This window comes from Nocardioides sp. GCM10028917 (assembly GCF_042666175.1).
Lineage (GTDB): Bacteria > Actinomycetota > Actinomycetes > Propionibacteriales > Nocardioidaceae > Nocardioides.
Map to the genome: position 1 here is coordinate 966,081 of NZ_JBHTFL010000007.1, position 16,801 is coordinate 982,881.

The window sequence follows — 16,801 nt, forward strand, 5'->3', positions numbered from 1 at the left end:
TGCGAGACTTCCGGCATGACGACCACGACCCGCGAGCGCATCGTCGCCGCGGCCGTGGAGCTGACCACCTCGTCGGGCTGGGCGGCGGTGACGATGGCCCGGCTCGCCGACGCGGCGGGGGTGAGCCGGCAGACCGTCTACAACGAGGTCGGCTCCAAGCCGGCGCTCGCCGAGACGATGATCCTCGAGGAGCTGACGCGCTTCCTGCAGGTCGTCGAGCACGCCTTCGACGCCGAGCCCGACGACCTCACCCGCGCCATCGAGCGCGCGGTCACCGACGTCCTGACCTACGCCAGCGCCAACAAGCTGCTGCACGCCGTGGTCAGCGCGACCCACGGCGCCGACACCGAGCTGCTGCCCCTGCTGACGACCAACGCCGGCTCGCTGCTCGGCGCGGCCAAGGACGTCATCAGCGCACGCGTGGCGCCGTACGCCCCCGGGATCGACGCCGAGCACCTCGACCCCGCCATCGACATGGTCGTGCGCGTCGTGCTGAGCCACGTCATGCAGCCGTCCGGCTCGCCCGAGCAGACCGGCGCCGACATCGCCTGGCTCGCCGGGCAGGTCCTCCGCGGACCGGGGGATGCGCGTGAGCGTTCCGGTGGCCAGTAGGTCCACGGGGGGCCTTGCCGTCCGCGGCGCGGCGGCGCCTGCAGGAGGAGGGCTGCGGTCGGAGGAGCGGAGCGGGGGAGGGCGCGGCAACGACGACGAAGGCGCTGCCTCGAGGCGCCGCGGACACGCGCCGAAGCGGAGCGGAGGCGCAAGATGAGCGGAGTCGCGTGGGGTACGCCGACCGCGCGGGGGATCGTGGCTGCCACCACCCTCGGCTCGGGGCTCACGCTGCTCGACGGCACGGTGGTCAACGTGGCGCTGCGGACGATGGGCGCCGACCTCGACGCGTCCCTCGCGCAGCTGCAGTGGATCACCAACGGCTACTTCCTCTCCCTCGCCTCGTTGATCCTGCTGGGCGGGGCGCTCGGCGACCGCTTCGGCAGGCGACGGGTCTTCGTCATCGGCACGGTGTGGTTCGCCCTGGCCTCGCTCCTGTGCGGACTGGCGCCGAACGCCGAGGTGCTGATCGCGGCGCGCGTGCTGCAGGGCATGGGCGGAGCCCTCCTCACACCCGGCAGCCTGGCGTTGATCCAGGCGTCGTTCCGGGCCACGGACCGCGGTCGTGCGATCGGTGCCTGGTCCGGGCTCGGCGGCATCGCCGCGGCAGTCGGCCCCCTGGTGGGCGGGCTGCTGGTCGACCACGCGTCGTGGCGGTGGATCTTCCTGATCAACCTCCCGCTCGCGGCCCTGACCGTGTGGCTGGCGCAGCGGTGGGTGCCCGAGAGCCGCGACGAGCACGCCAGCGGACGCTTCGACGTGACCGGGGCGGCCCTCGCTGCGCTGACCCTCGCCGGCGTCACGTGGGCCCTGACCGACGCCGGCGGCACCGCGACGCCGTACGCCGTCGCCGTCGGGGTCGTCGCCGCGGTCGCCTTCATCGTCGCGGAGCACCGACTGCAGGACCCGATGGTGCGGCTGGGGCTCTTCACGGACCGGACGTTCAGCGCAGCGAACGGCATGACGCTGCTGGTGTACGCCGCCCTCGGCGCGATCCTGTTCTTCCTCGTGCTGCAGCTCCAGACGGTCGGCGGGTACTCCGCCCTGCAGGCCGGTCTCGCGACCCTGCCGATCACCGCCTGCATGCTGCTGTTCGCCTCCCGGGGAGGGGCCCTCGGGCAGCGGATCGGTCCCCGGATCCCGATGACCGTCGGCCCCCTCGTGATGGCAGCCGGCACCGTGTTGCTGCTGGGGGTCGGCGAGGACGTGACGTGGTGGCGCGACGTCGCCCCCGGGCTCACCGTCTTCGGCCTCGGCCTCGCCCTGCTGGTGGCGCCGCTGACGGCGACCGTCCTCAACGCCGCCCCGGACGACAGCGCCGGCATCGCCAGCGGCATCAACAACGCCGTCGCGCGCGCCGGTTCGCTGCTGGCGGTCGCCGCGCTGCCGACGGCGGTCGGCCTCGCGGGCGACGACTACCGCGACCCCGTGCTGTTCGACGCGGCGTACGACACCGCGATGACCGCCTGCGCCGCGCTGCTCGTCGTCGGCGGACTGGTCTCGTGGATCGCCATCCCGCGCCGCGTCCGCACACCGAGTGCCTAGGGTCTGGGGCGTGGGAGTGGGCGAGGGAATGGGCGTACGACGACGGGCCGGGGTGGCGACAGCCGTCCTGCTGGTGCTGCTCGCCGCCTGCAGCGAGCCGGGCGCGCGCCAGCAGCCGGACCCGGCGCCGGACCCGACCGCCGAGCCGGCCGAACCCACCGAGCCGACCGGGGAGCCATCGACGGTCCCGGTGGCCGACCCCGCCCACGCGGTCGATCCGCCCGGCGAGCGCGACGGGCGGCTGTGGAGCGCCGACATCCTCGTGCAGTGGGACAAGGCGATCGACGACGAGCTGCTCGAGAAGGTCGAGGACCTGGAGGGCGTGGCCCACACCCAGCGCATCGGCCTGGGCCAGGTCAGCCTCGAGAACCGGGTGCTCACCGTCGCCTCCGTCGACCCGGGCCGCTACCGCAACTTCACCCAGGCGCAGGTCGCCGACTTCCAGGAGGCGTGGGACCGCGTCGCCGGCGGCGAGCTGGCCATCGACCGCACGGTGGCCCGGCGGCTGGCCGACAAGGAGGGGATGATCCGGCTGGGTCCCGACGACGACGCGCCCGAGCTGCACGTGGGTGCGTACACGCCGCAGCTCCCGACCATCGACATGGTGGTCAACACCGCGTGGGCCGAGGACATCGAGATGGCCACCGACAACGGGCTGCTGATCTCCACCGACCGCAAGACGCCGGCGAGCATCCGCGAGCCGCTCGAGCGGCTGGTCGGCAAGGACGCGTCCGTGCAGATGCTCGACGTCGCCTCCCGCATCGGCCTCGACCCCGAAGCGAAGCTCACGGCCGTCCCGACCGGCGGCACGCTCGGCAGCGTCGTCGGGACGTTCCGCTACCGCGTCGTCGGCGGCGGCCGCATCGCCCCCGACCCGGCGTGGGTGTCGGCCAACATCCGCACCGGGGTGGTGCCGATCCTCGGCAGCGTCACCTGCCACAAGGACCTCTTCCCGCAGCTGCGCGCGGCGCTGCTCGAGGTGCAGCAACGGGGGCTGTCCGACGCGATCGACCCGGGCCAGTACGCCGGCTGCTACTACCCGCGCTTCATCGCCGACACGACCACGCTGTCCAACCACTCCTTCGGCCTCGCCCTCGACCTCAACACCCGCGGCAACCAGCGCGGCACGGTCGGCGAGATCGACCGCGACGTGGTCGCGATCTTCAAGACCTGGGGATTCGCCTGGGGCGGCGACTGGCGCTGGACCGACCCCATGCACTTCGAGCTGGCCGAGGTGAAGCGGGTCGGCTGAGCGGGACTTGTCGGCCGAAGCTCCCGCTTTGGTGCTGAAGCTTCGGCCGACAAGCGGGAACTTCCCCGGATATCCGGGGATCGCAGCGATGGCTAGGGTCACCGCATGCGCGCAGTCCAGGTCGTCACGCCCACCGGTCCGTCCGACGTCGAGGTGCGCGAGGTCGACCCGCCCGCCCAGGGCCACGACGACGTCCTGGTCGATGTGCACAGCGTCGGTGTGGCCTTCCCCGACCTGCTGCTGAGCCGCGGCGAGTACCAGTTCAAGCCCGAGCCGCCCTTCACGCTCGGCGTCGACTTCGCCGGCGTCGTCCTCGACCCGGGCTCGCCGGAGTCGAGCGCGTTCAGCGTCGGTCAGCGGGTGGCCGGGGTGAACCTCAACGGCGGTGCGGCCGAGCAGGTCGCCAACCCGGCGATCTTCACGTTCGCGCTGCCCGACGCGATGTCGTACGACGAGGGCGCGGCGCTGCCGATGAACTACCTCACCGCCCTCTTCGCGCTCGAGGAGCGCGGAGGCCTGCGCGAGGGCGAGACGGTCCTCGTCCACGGCGCCGCCGGCGGGGTCGGCACCGCCACCCTGCAGGTCGCGAAGGGCCTCGGGGCGCGGACGATCGCGGTGGTCAGCACCGAGGAGAAGGCGGTGTTCGCCCGCGCCGCCGGCGCCGACGAGGCCGTGGTCGGGCCCGACTTCAAGGACGCCGTCAAGGAGCTCACCGGTGGCCGCGGGGTCGACGTCGTCCTCGACGTGGTCGGCGGCGACGCCTTCACCGACTCCCTGCGCTGCCTCGCCGAGCAGGGCCGGATCCTGGTCGTCGGCTTCGCCTCCGGGCAGGGCATCCCGGAGGTCAAGGTCAACCGGCTGCTGCTCGCCAACACCGACGTCAGAGGCGTCGGCTGGGGGGCGTACGCCATGACGCGGCCCGGCTACATGCAGCAGCAGTGGCACCGCCTCGTCCCGATGATCGAGTCAGGCGTCGTCAAGCCGCCGGTCGGCGCGACGTACGACCTGGCCGGCTTCGCGCAGGCGCTGGTCGACATGGACGAGCGACGCACGCTCGGAAAGTCGGTCGTGCACGTGCGCTGAGGCTGGGACCCCAGCGTTAGGGTCGACCGCGTGACGATCCTCGACGCCGCGCGCGACGGCATGAACCCCGACATCCGACCGCAGGACGACCTCTTCGGCCACGTCAACGGCCGCTGGCTCGACGAGACGGAGATCCCGTCCGACAAGTCGAGCTGGGGCGCCTTCATCGCCCTCGCCGACGCCGCCGAGCAGCAGGTGCGCGACATCATCACCGAGCTGGCCGACCGTCCGGCCGACGAGCTCGACGAGGACCAGCGCAAGATCGGTGACCTCTACGCCTCCTTCATGGACACCGAGACCATCGCGGCCAAGGGCCTCGGCCCGGTCCAGGGCCTGCTCGACCGCGCCCACAGCGTCAGCGACCTGACCGAGCTGGCCGCGTTCCTCGGCATGTTCGAGCGCATCGGTGGGCCCGGCCTGTTCGGCTCCTACATCACCCCCGACCGCGGCGACGCGTCGAAGAACATCGTCTACCTCGCGCAGGGCGGCCTCGGACTGCCCGACGAGTCCTACTACCGCGAGGACAAGTTCGCCGAGATCCGCGAGAAGTACCTCGCCTACCTGACGACGCTGCTCACCCTCAGCGAGCACGACGACCCGGCGGGCGCGGCGGCGCGCGTGCTGGCGTACGAGTCCCGGCTGGCGGAGGGCCACTGGGAGGCCGCCGAGACCCGCGACGTCCAGAAGACGACCAACCACCGGAGCCTGGAGGAGCTGCGCGAGCTCTGCCCGGCGTTCGACTGGATCACCTACGTCACCGGCCTCGGCGGCACCGAGGAGACGCTGCGGCGCTCGATCGTCATGCAGCCCGACTTCTTCTCCCACCTGTCGACCGTGCTGGAGGAGACACCGATCGAGACCTGGCGCGAGATCCTGCACGTCCGCGTCGTGCGGAGCTCCGCGCCCTACCTGCCCGACCCGTTCGTCGAGGCCAACTTCGACTTCTACGGCCGCACCCTCAACGGCACCCCGGAGCTGCGCGCCCGCTGGAAGCGCGGCGTCGACTTCGTCGAGGGCGCCATCGGCGAGGCCGTCGGCAAGGTCTACGTCGAGCGGCACTTCCCGCCGTCGTCCAAGCAGATGATGGACGAGCTCGTCGCCAACCTCGTCACGGCCTACCGGCGCTCGATCGAGGCGCTCGACTGGATGGGCGAGGACACCAAGCAGAAGGCGTACGACAAGCTCGACCGCTTCTACCCCAAGATCGGCTACCCGACGGAGTTCCGCGACTACTCCTCGCTGACCGTCTCCCCCGACGACCTGATGGGCAACGTCGCGTCGGCCTCGGCGTTCGAGACCGACCGCCAGCTCGAGAAGGTCGGCCAGCCGGTCGACCGCGACGAGTGGCTGATGCTCCCGCAGACCGTCAACGCCTACTACCACCCGGGCACCAACGAGATCTGCTTCCCGGCCGCCATCCTCCAGCCGCCGTTCTTCAGCCCGGACGCAGAGGACGCCGAGAACTACGGCGGCATCGGCGCGGTCATCGGCCACGAGCTCGGCCACGGCTTCGACGACCAGGGCGCCCAGTACGACGGCGACGGCAACCTCCAGGACTGGTGGACCGCCGACGACAAGGCCGCCTTCGAGGGCAAGTCGCAGGCGCTCATCGCGCAGTACGACGCCTTCGAGCCGCGCAACCTGCCGGGCGAGCACGTCAACGGCAGCCTCACCGTCGGCGAGAACATCGGTGACCTCGGCGGGCTGACCATCGCCCACAAGGCGTACGTCATCAGCCGGGGCGGCGAGGCCTCCCGCGACGACCGACGCACGCTGTTCCTCAACTGGAGCCACGTCTGGCGCACCAAGCGCCGCAAGGAGCAGGAGCTCCAGTACCTCACCATCGACCCGCACAGCCCCGCCGAGTTCCGCGCCAACATCGTGCGCAACCTCGACGAGTTCCACGAGGTCTTCGAGACCCAGCCGGGCGACGGCCTGTGGCTCGAGCCCGAGGGTCGCGTCCGGATCTGGTGACCGCGGAGGGCCGACGATCGGGACCTTCGACCCCTGTCGCCCGGCACGCCCGCTTCCTACGATGGAGCATGGTCCGGATGGAAGCAGACATCACCAGCGGGATCGTCGTCGGGCACGACGGCTCACGTGCCTCGGGCGCCGTCGTGCGACGCGCGGGTGACCTCGCCAAGCGCCTCGGCGTGACGCTCCACGTCGTCCGCGTGTGGAACCTCGCGACCGCGCCGAGACCCGACTCGATGGTCGGCGGCTACGTCCCGCCGTTCGCGGAGTTCGAGCAGGCGGTCGTCGCCGACCTCAAGGACGACTGCGCGGCGGCCGGGCTGGGCGACGACGTCGAGATCCAGCTCTACGCGCTCCGGGGGCAGGCCACGGAGTGCCTGATCACGGCAGCCGCTCATGCCGAGATGCTCGTGGTCGGCGCCCGGGGCGCCGGCGGGTTCAAGGGTCTCCGCTTCGGCTCGACCGCCACCCAGGTCGTGCGCCACTCGCCCGTCCCGGTCCTCGTGGTGCCCAACTTCTCGCACTGACCGGCCGCGGTGTTGCGCGGGCGCCCCGCCGGGGCTGTTGAATGGCACGCGTGACGCTGCCCGGACACGACCAGTCGACCTACCGGCTCCGCATGGAGTGGGGGCCGACCGGCGCCGAGGTGGTGCCGGCGGACTTCGCGGTCGTGGTCGACGTCCTGTCGTTCACGACGACGCTCAGCGTCGCGCTCGAGCGCGGCATCGAGGTCTTCCCGTTCCGCTGGAAGGACGCCCGCGCCGCCGAGCACGCCGTGCGCCACGGCGCGACGCTCGCCGTCGGCCGGTTCGAGGCGCTCTCGCGCGGCGACGCCCGCCACGTCTCCCTCTCGCCCGCCAGCCTCGCCGAGGTCGACGGTGTCGAGCGCCTCGTCCTGCCGTCGCCCAACGGGTCGACCATCGCCTTCGCGCTCGCCGAGTCCGGTGCCCAGGTCGTCGGCGCGTGCCTGCGCAACGCCGGCGCGGTCGCCCGGTGGCTGGGGCCGCGCGTCGCCGACGGCGCCAGCGTGGTCGTCGTACCTGCGGGGGAGCGGTGGCACGACGACACCCTCCGGCCGGCCGTCGAGGACCTCTGGGGAGCCGGTGCGGTCCTCGCCGCGCTCGACGCCGAGGCCGAGGCCGGGGCCAGCCCCGAGGCACGGATGGCGGTCGCCGCCTGGCACGCGGCGGTGCTGCCCCACGACCTGCTCCACTGTGCCAGCGGCCGCGAGCTGGCCGAGGCCGGCTTCGTCGCCGACGTGGAGATCGCGGCGCAGCGCGACGTCAGCGAGGTCGTGCCGGTGCTGGTGGGGGAGTCGTTCCGCGACGCCGCCTCGCTGCCGCCCGCCGGTGCCCGGCTCCGACGTGTCGGCGACTGACCGCCGCCACTGAACTGACCGATCGGTCTGGCGGAGCGGTCCGACCAGTCCCTAGTGTGATCGAGGCCACACTCGGGTGGCCCTTCCTCGACAGGACCGATCAGATGAACCGCTCGTCCCGCCTCGCCGTGCTCGGCACGGCACTCGCCGGCCTGCTCACCCCGTTGCTGCTCCAGCCGGCCCAGGCCGCCGCCCCGTCGTACGTCGCCCTCGGCGACTCCTACGCCTCGGGCACCGGCACCCGCTCCTACCTCGCGGACGGCACCGGCTGCCAGCGCTCGACCGCGGCCTACCCGAGCCTGATCGCCGCGGCCCGCGGCTACGCGCTCAACTTCCGCGCGTGCTCCGGCGCCACTGTCGCCGACGTGACCAACACCCAGCTGTCCGCCCTGACCTCGGCGACCACCTACGTGTCGATCTCGGTCGGCGGGAACGACGCCGGGTTCGCCGACGTGCTGACCGAGTGCGCGCAGCCGGGCTGGATGAGCAGCTGCGACGGCGCGATCAACACCGCCCAGTCCTTCATCAACGCCACCCTCCCCTCGCGGCTCGCCACGCTCTACTCCGGCATCCGCAGCCGCGCGCCCTACGCCAAGGTGGTTGTCGTCGGCTACCCGCGCATCTTCAACGGCGAGGACTGCAACGCCTTCACCTGGTTCTCCCCGGCCGAGGAGTCGCGCCTCAACCAGACCGCCGACCTGCTCAACGCGCGCCTGGCCACCGCCGCGTCGGGCGCCGGCTTCTCCTTCGCCAACCCCACCAGCCGCTTCGTCGGCCACGCCGTCTGCGACTCCGACGAGTGGATCAACGGCCTCTCCAACCCGATCAGCGAGAGCTACCACCCCAAGGCCACCGGGCACGCGGGCGGCTACACGCCCACCGTGAGCCCGCTGCTGACCGGCGCCACCGTGGCGGTCACCGCCGACGTGGTCGCCGCCTCCTCGGCCAGCGCGGGTGAGCAGGCCGAGCTCCAGCAGCAGTACGCCGACGCGGACCGCACGATCGATCAGGAGACCTTCCTCGCCCCCGACCTCACCACCCCCGAGGCTCACCGGGCCGCGCGCCGGGCCGGCGTCGACATCGACCGCTTCATCGCCCGCAGCAACCGCTGACCCCGGCGGGGTCTCGCCGCGCTGGTCGAGGAAGGACGGAGTCCTGTCACGAGACCCGGTCGACACACCGGCCGGGTCTCGTCACCCGGCGGGGTCTGGCCCGTCCCCTGTCGTCCGGCCCTGTGGATGCGCCGGTGCAGCCGTCGGTGGCGGTTGGTAGACAGGGGCCATGAGCACTACTACCGGCGCGACCGACGACGTACGCCTCTCCGCCCGGGAGGCCGCGGAGCGGCACCTGCGTGCGCTCGTCGGGCGCGAAGACGCGCGGCTCCGCGAGGACCAGTGGGCGGCCATCGAGGCGCTGGCCGTCGACCACCGGCGCGCCCTGGTCGTGCAGCGCACCGGGTGGGGCAAGTCGGCGGTCTACTTCGTGGCCACCAAGCTGCTGCGCGAGGCCGGCGCCGGTCCGACGGTGATCGTCAGCCCGCTGCTCGCGCTGATGCGCAACCAGATCGCCGCGGCGGAGCGGGCCGGCATCCGGGCGGTCACGATCAACTCCACCAACATCGACCAGTGGCAGCCGATCCACGACCAGATCCACGCCGGTGAGGTCGACGTGCTGCTCGTCAGCCCCGAGCGGCTCAACAACCCCGGCTTTCGCGACGAGGTGCTCCCGCGGCTCGCGGCGACCTGCGGCCTGCTCGTCGTCGACGAGGCCCACTGCATCTCCGACTGGGGCCACGACTTCCGCCCCGACTACCGGCGGCTGCGCACGTTGCTCGCCGAGCTGCCCTCGGGCATCCCGGTCCTCGCGACCACCGCCACCGCCAACGCCCGGGTGACCGACGACGTCGCCGAGCAGCTGGGGGTGCACGGGTCCTCCTCGCTGGTCGAGGAGGGACAGGGCCTGTCAGGAGACCCCGCGACCGACGACGGCGTCCTCGTCCAGCGCGGCAGCCTCGACCGTGAGTCGCTCCGGCTGGGCGTCGTCCAGATGAAGACCCCGGAGCAGCGGCTGGCCTGGCTGGCCGACCACCTCGCCGAGCAGCCCGGGTCCGGCATCGTCTACTGCCTCACCGTCGCCGCCACCCAGGAGGTCGCCGGCTACCTCCGCGACCGAGGTCTCGAGGTGGCCGCCTACTCCGGCCAGACCGAGGCCGACGAGCGGCACGCGCTGGAGCAGGCGCTCGTCGACGGCCGGGTCAAGGCGCTGATCGCGACGAGCGCCCTCGGCATGGGCTTCGACGCCAGCCTCGGCTTCGTCATCAACCTCGGTGCGCCGGCCTCGCCCGTCGCCTATTACCAGCAGGTCGGCCGTGCCGGCCGCGGCACCGACGACGCCACGGTGGTGCTGCTGCCCCAGATCGAGGACCGCGACATCTGGGCCTACTTCGCCTCGCTCGGCTTCCCCCGCGAGGAGCAGGTGCGCGAGACCCTGGCCGCCCTCGCCGCGTCGGACCGTCCCCTCTCGACCGCGACCCTCGAGACCCGCGTCGAGCTCGGGCGCAACCGGCTCGAGTCGATGCTCAAGGTCCTCGACGTCGACGGCGCCGTGCAGCGGGTGCAGGGCGGCTGGGTCGCGACCGGGCGCCCCTGGTCGTACGACGGCGAGCGCTACGCCCGCGTCGCCGAGGCCCGGGAGCGCGAGCAGCAGGCGATGCTGGGATACCTGCGCACCACCGAGTGCCGGATGCGCTACCTCCGCGAGCAGCTCGACGACGTCGGGCCGGACGGGCGTGCGGCCGACTGCGGCCGCTGCGACAACTGTGGCGGGCTGACCTTGTCGGCGTCGGTCAGCGAGGCGGCCGTCGCCGAGGCCGGTCAGCGGCTGTCGCGCCCCGGCGTCGTGCTCGAGCCGCGGCGCATGTGGCCGACGGCGCTGGCCAACCTTGGTCTCGACCTCAAGGGAAAGATCTCCGCCGGCGCCGAGCCCGGCCGGACGGTCGCCCGCCTGACCGACCTCGGCCACGGCCAGGCGCTGCGCGCGCTGTTCCGGGAGGACACTCCCGACGGGCCCGTGCCGCAGGGCCTCGCGCAGGCCGTGATGGACGTGATGAAGGACTGGTCGCCGGAGTGGACCTCCCGTCCGGACGCCATCGTCGTCGTCGAGTCGGCCACCCGCCCCACGCTGGTCCGCGACCTGGCCGACGGGCTGTCCCGCGTCATGCAGGTGCCGGTGGTCGGCACCTGGGCGATCCGCGACCCCTCGGTCCCGCCGCGCGCCGGCCAGTCCAACTCCGCGCAGCGCGTCGCCGCCGTACGCCGTCGGGGTGCGCTCGACGCCGACGTCCCGGCCGGGGCGACCGTCCTGCTCGTCGACGACCAGGTGGCGACCGGCTGGACCCTCACCGTCGCGGCGACCGCGATCCGCGCGGCCGGCGCGGCCGCCGTGCTGCCCCTCGCCCTCGCCGCCCAGGGCTGAGCCCGCCCTCGCTCGCCCGGGAGCCCAGCCTCCGGCTGTCGCCGGCTGCGTCATACGAACCCGCACACATGGGTTCCGGTCGGTATGACGCAGGCGGGCGAACGGCGACACCCGAGCCCCGACGTCATACGGATCCGCCCCCATGGGTCGCGGTTCGCATGACGCAGACGCCGGCCCGGCGAGACCCTGGCCCGGCAGGGACGACAGCGGCCCGCCCTCCGAGCAGGAGAACGGGCCGCGGACGACGTACGACGTGGGTCAGTGACCCATCATCGCGGTCGGGTCGACCGGGGCGACCTTCGTGCGCGGCAGGAAGGCGGCCGGGATGAGGCAGCAGGCGACCAGGACCGTGGCGACGATGAAGACCGTCGCGAACGCGTCGGCCATGTCGCTGGTGATCAGCGCCTCGATGTTGGCGAGCTGCTCGGGCGACATGCCGAACTTCTCGAGGATCGCGCCCACGGCCGCCTGGTCCCCGCCCGCCTCGGCGAGTGCGGCACCGGCGGACACGAACCGGGAGTCCTTGAGCTCGTTGGTCAGGATCACCGAGAAGAGCGCGGTGCCGATCGAGGCCGCCACCTGCTGGGTGATGTTGAGCAGCGTCGAGCCGCGCGCCACGTTGTGCGCGGTCAGCGTCGCGAGAGCGGCGGTCATGATCGGCATCATCGTGCCGCCCATGCCGAGACCCATGATGAAGAGCGCGCCCAGGATGTAGACGTAGGAGGTGTCCGCCTGGATCTGGGTGAACATCGCCATGCCGATGGTGATCACCGTGATGCCGACGAGGACGATCTTGCCGGGGCCGATCCTGTCCGCCAGGATGCCGGCGATGGGCATCGTGATCATCGCGCCGATGCCCTGGGGGGCCAGCAGCCAGCCGGTGGCGAGCGTGCCCTCGCCGCGCACCTGGATGAAGTAGAGCGGGAACAGCAGCGAGGCACCGAAGAACGCGATCGCGAAGAGCGTCATCGCGATGATCGCGACCGTCAGGTTGCGGTTCTTGAACAGGCGCAGCTCCACCAGCGGGTGGATGTTGCGCTTGGCCAGCGCCCACGGCACGAACGCGGCGATCAGGACGGCACCCAGGATCATCGGGACCAGCACCTTGGGGGCCATCGCGGTGCCCTCCTCGGGGATGGAGCTCACGCCGAAGAGGAACGCGGCGAGACCCGGGGAGAGCAGCAGCATGCCCAGCCAGTCGAAGGTCTCCGACGGCTCGACGTGGTCCCGGGGCAGCACGATCCAGGCGTAGACGATCGCGGCGATGCCGATGGGGAGGTTGATCAGGAAGATCCAGTGCCACGAGGCGCTCTCGATCAGCGCGCCACCGAGGATGGGGCCGAAGATCGGACCGAGGAGCATCGGGATGCCGAGCACGGCCATCACGCGACCGACCCGCTCCGGACCGGCCGCCCGGGTCAGGATCGTCATGCCGAGCGGCATCAGCATGCCGCCGCCGAGACCCTGCAGGACCCGGAAGAGGACCAGCATCTCGAGCGACGTCGCCGCCGCGCAGAGCACGGAGCCGGCGGTGAAGAGCGCGACCGCGAGGAGGTAGAGGCGCTTGGTGCCGAACCGGTCAGCGGCCCAGCCGGTCAGCGGGATCACGCTGGCCAGGGCAAGCGTGTAGGCGGTCATCGTCCAGGCGACCTCGGCGGCCGTGGCGTTGAACTCCTCCTGGAAGGTGTTGAGCGCGACGGAGACGACGGTGATGTCGAGGATCGACATGATCGCCCCCAGGACGACCACGCCGGCCACCATCAGGACGCCCTTGTCGAGCTTGTCGGAGTACTCCGGCTGCGTGGCGCCGGGCTGGGTCTGGGTGTCGGTCACCCGCCAACGGTATTGGTTGCGTCCGACAACGGAGTAATCGTTTTCGCGGTGGCCTGCGTCACCCTCACGGGTGGAGAGCGCGTACGACGCGCTGCCGCGGCGCCGGGGAACTCATCGTCGGTCCGACGCGTTACCGTCCCTGTGCCCGCTGCCGAGCGAGCCAGGAGGGTGTGCATGAGCGAGCGGATCGTCCAGCGCTGTGCGACTCGTGCCTCCTGCGCGCACGGAGCGAAGCGAGTACGTGCATGAGCTTCGTCCCGGTCACCGGTCCCGCCAGGCTGCTGGTGGGGGAGCCGCCCCGGGAGGGCTCGGTCGAGTTCACCGACGAGCGCCGCACGATCGTGATGCCGATCCGCGGCGCGCTGCCGGTGCTCGGCAAGGTCCGCGACCAGACCGACGTGCACCCCTCGGTCGCGCTGCTCGCCGGAGCCGCGCTGATGGGACTCCAGCTGGTCGCCTCGGGCCGCTTCGCCCCCGACCCCGAGGGGCGGCACTGGCAGGTCGCGGGGCTCGACGCCGCCGACGAGCGCCGCATCGCCGAGCTGGCGCGCTCCCGGGCCTGGGACGGTTTCGACGAGGCGACCGCCGAGGGCATGGTCCGCGGCCTGCTCGACGCCGTGGTCGACACCATGCCCCGCACCACCCCGGGGCGCTCGCGCCACCGCGGCCCGGCGCCGGTCGGTCCCACGCCGTCGGAGCCGCGCAGCCCTGACGCGTTCAGCGACCAGCTGCAGCAGCGGATCGCACGCATCCGTGCGCGGGGCCGCGACGACCGCCCGCACCTGGTGTCCATCTCGTTCCGCGTCGAGGCCGACGAGGAGGAGCTGGTCGCCGGCGCCGTACGCCTGGTGCTGCAGGTCCACGCCGTCGACAACCCCGCCCACCTCGCCGACGCGTCCGAGCTGTGGGCCGAATCCGGCCCGGAGGCCGGCCACGGCTTCGGGGACCGGGCCCGCACCCACGCGGCCATTGCGCTGCGCTCCGCGGCCGACGCGTGGCCGGTCCTCGACCGGCTGCTCGACCTGCGGGTCCCCGACGAGATCACCCTCGACTCCGACGAGATCCTCTCGCTCCTCGACGGCGGCGCCGCGGCGCTGACCGAGGCGGGCCACCCGGTCATGTGGCCGAAGTACCTCGACCGCGAGGTCACCCAGCGGGTCGAGCTGGGCCGACGATCGCCCGCCGGCACCCGCGAGGAGCCCCTGCAGGACGGCCTCTTCGGGCCGCAGGCGCTGTTCGGCTTCGAGTGGCAGCTCTCCTTGCACGGCGAGGAGATGAGCGACGACGAGATGGACGAGCTGGCCCGCACGACCAGCCCGATCATCAAGCTGCGCGACAACTGGGTCGCGGTCGACTCCGCGGTGATCAAGCGCGCCCGCAAGCGATTGATCCGCACCGTCACCCCGGTCCAGGCACTGGCAGCGACCCTCACCGGTGTCGTCGACATCGAGGACTCTCCCTACGAGGCGGTCGTCGGGGCGAGCCTCCTCACGCTGCGCGACCGCGTGCGTGAGGCCGCGTCGGGCGAGCTCGTCGACGTCCCGACCGGGTTGCAGGCCGAGCTCCGCGACTACCAGCGCCGCGGACTGTCCTGGCTGGCCGAGCTCACGGGGCTGGGCCTCGGCGCCTGCCTGGCCGACGACATGGGTCTCGGCAAGACGATCACCCTGATCGCGCTCCACCTGCATCGTCAGGAGGCAGGGGGCGGCGGGCCCACCCTGGTGGTCTGCCCGGCGTCGCTGCTCGGCAACTGGGAGGCCGAGATCCGTCGCTTCGCGCCGGGCGTCGCCGTACGACGTCACCACGGCAGCGCCCGCGACCTCGACGGCGTCACCGGCGGCTTCGTGCTCACGACCTACGGCACGATGCGCAACGACGCCGCCCTCCTCGGCGAGGTCCCGTGGGACCTGGTCGTGGCCGACGAGGCGCAGCACATCAAGAACTCGCGCTCCGCCGCGGCGCGGGCGCTGCGCACCATCTCGAGCACCGCTCGCGTCGCGCTGACCGGCACACCGGTCGAGAACGACCTCACCGAGCTCTGGTCGATCCTCGACTGGGCCGTCCCCGGTCTGCTCGGCAGTCGCAACGCCTTCCGCAAGGTGTGGGCCGGCCCCATCGAGTCGGGGCTCGAGCCCACCAAGGCTCGGCAGTTCGCCGACCTCATCGGCCCGTTCCTGCTACGGCGGCGCAAGTCCGACCCGGGGGTCGCTCCCGAGCTGCCGCCCAAGACCGAGACCGACCACCTGCTCGGGCTGACCCGCGAACAGGTCGTCCTCTACGAGACGCTCGTGCGCGAGTCGATGCGCCGCATCGAGGAGGCCGACGAGGAGACCCGCCGCGGTCTCGTGCTCAAGCTGCTCACCGGCCTCAAGCAGATCTGCAACCACCCCGCCCACTTCCTCCGCCAGCCCAACCCCAAGCTCCGCGGGCGGTCGGAGAAGATCGAGCTCCTCGACGAGCTCGTCGGCACGGTCATGGCCGAGGACGGTGCCGTGCTCGTCTTCACCCAGTACGTCGCCATGGCGCGCCTCCTCGAGCGGCACCTCGCCGCGGCGGGAGTGCCGCACCAGTTCCTGCACGGCGGCACCCCGGTGCGCGAGCGCGACGCGATGGTCGCCCGGTTCCAGGCGGGCGACACCCCGGTCTTCCTCCTCTCGCTCAAGGCCGGCGGCACCGGGCTCAACCTGACCCGCGCCGACCACGTGATCCACGTCGACCGCTGGTGGAACCCCGCCGTCGAGGACCAGGCCACCGACCGGGCCTACCGGATCGGCCAGACCCGCCCGGTGCAGGTGCACCGGTTCATCACCCAGGGGACGATCGAGGAGAAGATCGCCGAGCTGCTCGCCCGCAAGCGCTCCCTGGCCGACTCCGTGCTGTCGCGCGGCGAGACGGCGCTCACCGAGCTGTCCGACGCGGAGCTCCGCGACCTCGTGGAGCTCAGGCGATGAACGCCACCACCCACCCACGACTCGCTGCTCGACGTGGCGGTGGGGCCGGCACCTGGTGGAGCAAGGCGGTGCTCCGGGCCGTGGAGGAGGCCGCCTTCGGCGAGAAGGACCTGCGAGTCGGCCGCAGGCTCGCCCGAGCAGGGGCGGTCGGCGCGATCACGGTCGGCGAGGGCGGTGCGGTGGCGGCGGTCAGCGACGGTCAGGACGCCTTCACCGTCGAGGTCACCGTGCCGGTGCTCGACACGGCCGACGCCGCGGCGGTCGTCGAGCTGGTCGCCGCCGAGTCGGGGCGGATCGGCGCGCTGCTGGCCGGCCAGCTGCCGCACTCCTTCGTCGAGGCGGTGGAGGAGGCGGGCGTCGAGCTGCTGCCCTACGGGGGCGAGCTGGGCTCGGCCTGCTCGTGCGACGCCTGGCTCGACCCGTGCCCGCACGCGCTCGCGGTGCTCACCCAGCTGGCCTGGCTCATCCAGGTCGACCCGTTCGTCCTCACCCACCTGCGCGGGCTGTCGCGCGAGCGAGTGCTTCGCGACCTCCACCGGCTGGTCCGCACGCCGGCGGTCGACGCGCCGCTGGACGGTGAGTCTGCGGGAGACTCAGCCCCCAGCGGGCCCGACGACGTCGACGACCTGGTCGTCGCCGAGGACGCCGCCGTCCGCGCTGCCCGGCTCCTGCGGCTGGAGAGCCCGTTCGACGCCTGGTGAC

Annotated in this window: 12 protein-coding genes; 11 read left to right on the forward strand and 1 reads right to left on the reverse strand. The window is 72.5% G+C overall.

Translation table 11 applies throughout. The features are described from left to right. Positions 1-15 precede the first annotated feature (15 nt). The 9 genes from ACFQW6_RS14015 (at position 16) to ACFQW6_RS14055 (ending at position 11,315) form a co-directional block, all read left to right on the forward strand. Complete coding sequence (locus tag ACFQW6_RS14015; RefSeq protein ID WP_378546223.1) at positions 16-612, forward strand: TetR family transcriptional regulator; 597 nt, start codon at positions 16-18, stop codon at positions 610-612. A 153-nt stretch (positions 613-765) separates the two neighbouring features. Next, positions 766-2,154, forward strand: coding sequence for an MFS transporter (locus tag ACFQW6_RS14020; RefSeq protein ID WP_378546226.1), 1,389 nt, complete (start codon positions 766-768; stop codon positions 2,152-2,154). A 10-nt stretch (positions 2,155-2,164) separates the two neighbouring features. Next, positions 2,165-3,406 (forward strand): M15 family metallopeptidase, encoded by a 1,242-nt coding sequence (locus tag ACFQW6_RS14025; RefSeq protein ID WP_378546229.1) that lies wholly within the window; start codon positions 2,165-2,167, stop codon positions 3,404-3,406. A gap of 105 nt (positions 3,407-3,511) precedes the next feature. After that, the gene (locus tag ACFQW6_RS14030; RefSeq protein ID WP_378546232.1) at positions 3,512-4,489 is read left to right on the forward strand and encodes an NADPH:quinone oxidoreductase family protein; all 978 of its coding nucleotides are present in this window, start codon (positions 3,512-3,514) and stop codon (positions 4,487-4,489) included. A gap of 30 nt (positions 4,490-4,519) precedes the next feature. Further along, entirely contained in the window at positions 4,520-6,463 is a 1,944-nt protein-coding gene (locus ACFQW6_RS14035; RefSeq protein WP_378546235.1) for a M13 family metallopeptidase, read from the forward strand. 77 nt (positions 6,464-6,540) lie between these two features. Continuing rightward, positions 6,541-6,990, forward strand: coding sequence for a universal stress protein (locus ACFQW6_RS14040; RefSeq protein ID WP_378546238.1), 450 nt, complete (start codon positions 6,541-6,543; stop codon positions 6,988-6,990). Between the two features lie 50 nt (positions 6,991-7,040). Then, positions 7,041-7,841: a 2-phosphosulfolactate phosphatase gene (locus ACFQW6_RS14045; RefSeq protein ID WP_378546241.1), complete on the forward strand. Its 801-nt coding sequence runs from the start codon at positions 7,041-7,043 to the stop codon at positions 7,839-7,841. 104 nt (positions 7,842-7,945) lie between these two features. Continuing rightward, on the forward strand, positions 7,946-8,953 hold the full coding sequence (locus ACFQW6_RS14050; protein WP_378546244.1) for an SGNH/GDSL hydrolase family protein: 1,008 nt from the start codon (positions 7,946-7,948) through the stop codon (positions 8,951-8,953). 169 nt (positions 8,954-9,122) lie between these two features. Continuing rightward, the gene (locus ACFQW6_RS14055) at positions 9,123-11,315 is read left to right on the forward strand and encodes a RecQ family ATP-dependent DNA helicase (RefSeq protein WP_378546246.1); all 2,193 of its coding nucleotides are present in this window, start codon (positions 9,123-9,125) and stop codon (positions 11,313-11,315) included. Between the two features lie 258 nt (positions 11,316-11,573). On the opposite strand, the gene ACFQW6_RS14060 is transcribed toward ACFQW6_RS14055, so the two are convergent. Continuing rightward, entirely contained in the window at positions 11,574-13,148 is a 1,575-nt protein-coding gene (locus ACFQW6_RS14060; RefSeq protein ID WP_378546248.1) for a DHA2 family efflux MFS transporter permease subunit, read from the reverse strand. Between the two features lie 245 nt (positions 13,149-13,393). Between ACFQW6_RS14060 and ACFQW6_RS14065 the strand changes: the two genes are divergently transcribed. Continuing rightward, complete coding sequence (locus ACFQW6_RS14065) at positions 13,394-16,099, forward strand: DEAD/DEAH box helicase (protein WP_378546251.1); 2,706 nt, start codon at positions 13,394-13,396, stop codon at positions 16,097-16,099. Further along, the gene (locus ACFQW6_RS14070) at positions 16,096-16,800 is read left to right on the forward strand and encodes an SWIM zinc finger family protein (RefSeq protein WP_378546254.1); all 705 of its coding nucleotides are present in this window, start codon (positions 16,096-16,098) and stop codon (positions 16,798-16,800) included. The genes ACFQW6_RS14065 and ACFQW6_RS14070 overlap by 4 nt, the downstream gene beginning before the upstream one ends. The last annotated feature ends 1 nt before the right edge of the window (position 16,801 follow it).

Coding starts and splice junctions, on each gene's coding strand:
- ACFQW6_RS14020 (WP_378546226.1), top strand. CDS start 766: ATGAGCGGAGTCGCGTGGGGTACGCCGACCGCGCGGGGGATCGTGGCT.
- ACFQW6_RS14015 (WP_378546223.1), top strand. CDS start 16: ATGACGACCACGACCCGCGAGCGCATCGTCGCCGCGGCCGTGGAGCTG.
- ACFQW6_RS14070 (WP_378546254.1), top strand. CDS start 16,096: ATGAACGCCACCACCCACCCACGACTCGCTGCTCGACGTGGCGGTGGG.
- ACFQW6_RS14040 (WP_378546238.1), top strand. CDS start 6,541: ATGGAAGCAGACATCACCAGCGGGATCGTCGTCGGGCACGACGGCTCA.
- ACFQW6_RS14065 (WP_378546251.1), top strand. CDS start 13,394: ATGAGCTTCGTCCCGGTCACCGGTCCCGCCAGGCTGCTGGTGGGGGAG.
- ACFQW6_RS14030 (WP_378546232.1), top strand. CDS start 3,512: ATGCGCGCAGTCCAGGTCGTCACGCCCACCGGTCCGTCCGACGTCGAG.
- ACFQW6_RS14050 (WP_378546244.1), top strand. CDS start 7,946: ATGAACCGCTCGTCCCGCCTCGCCGTGCTCGGCACGGCACTCGCCGGC.
- ACFQW6_RS14055 (WP_378546246.1), top strand. CDS start 9,123: ATGAGCACTACTACCGGCGCGACCGACGACGTACGCCTCTCCGCCCGG.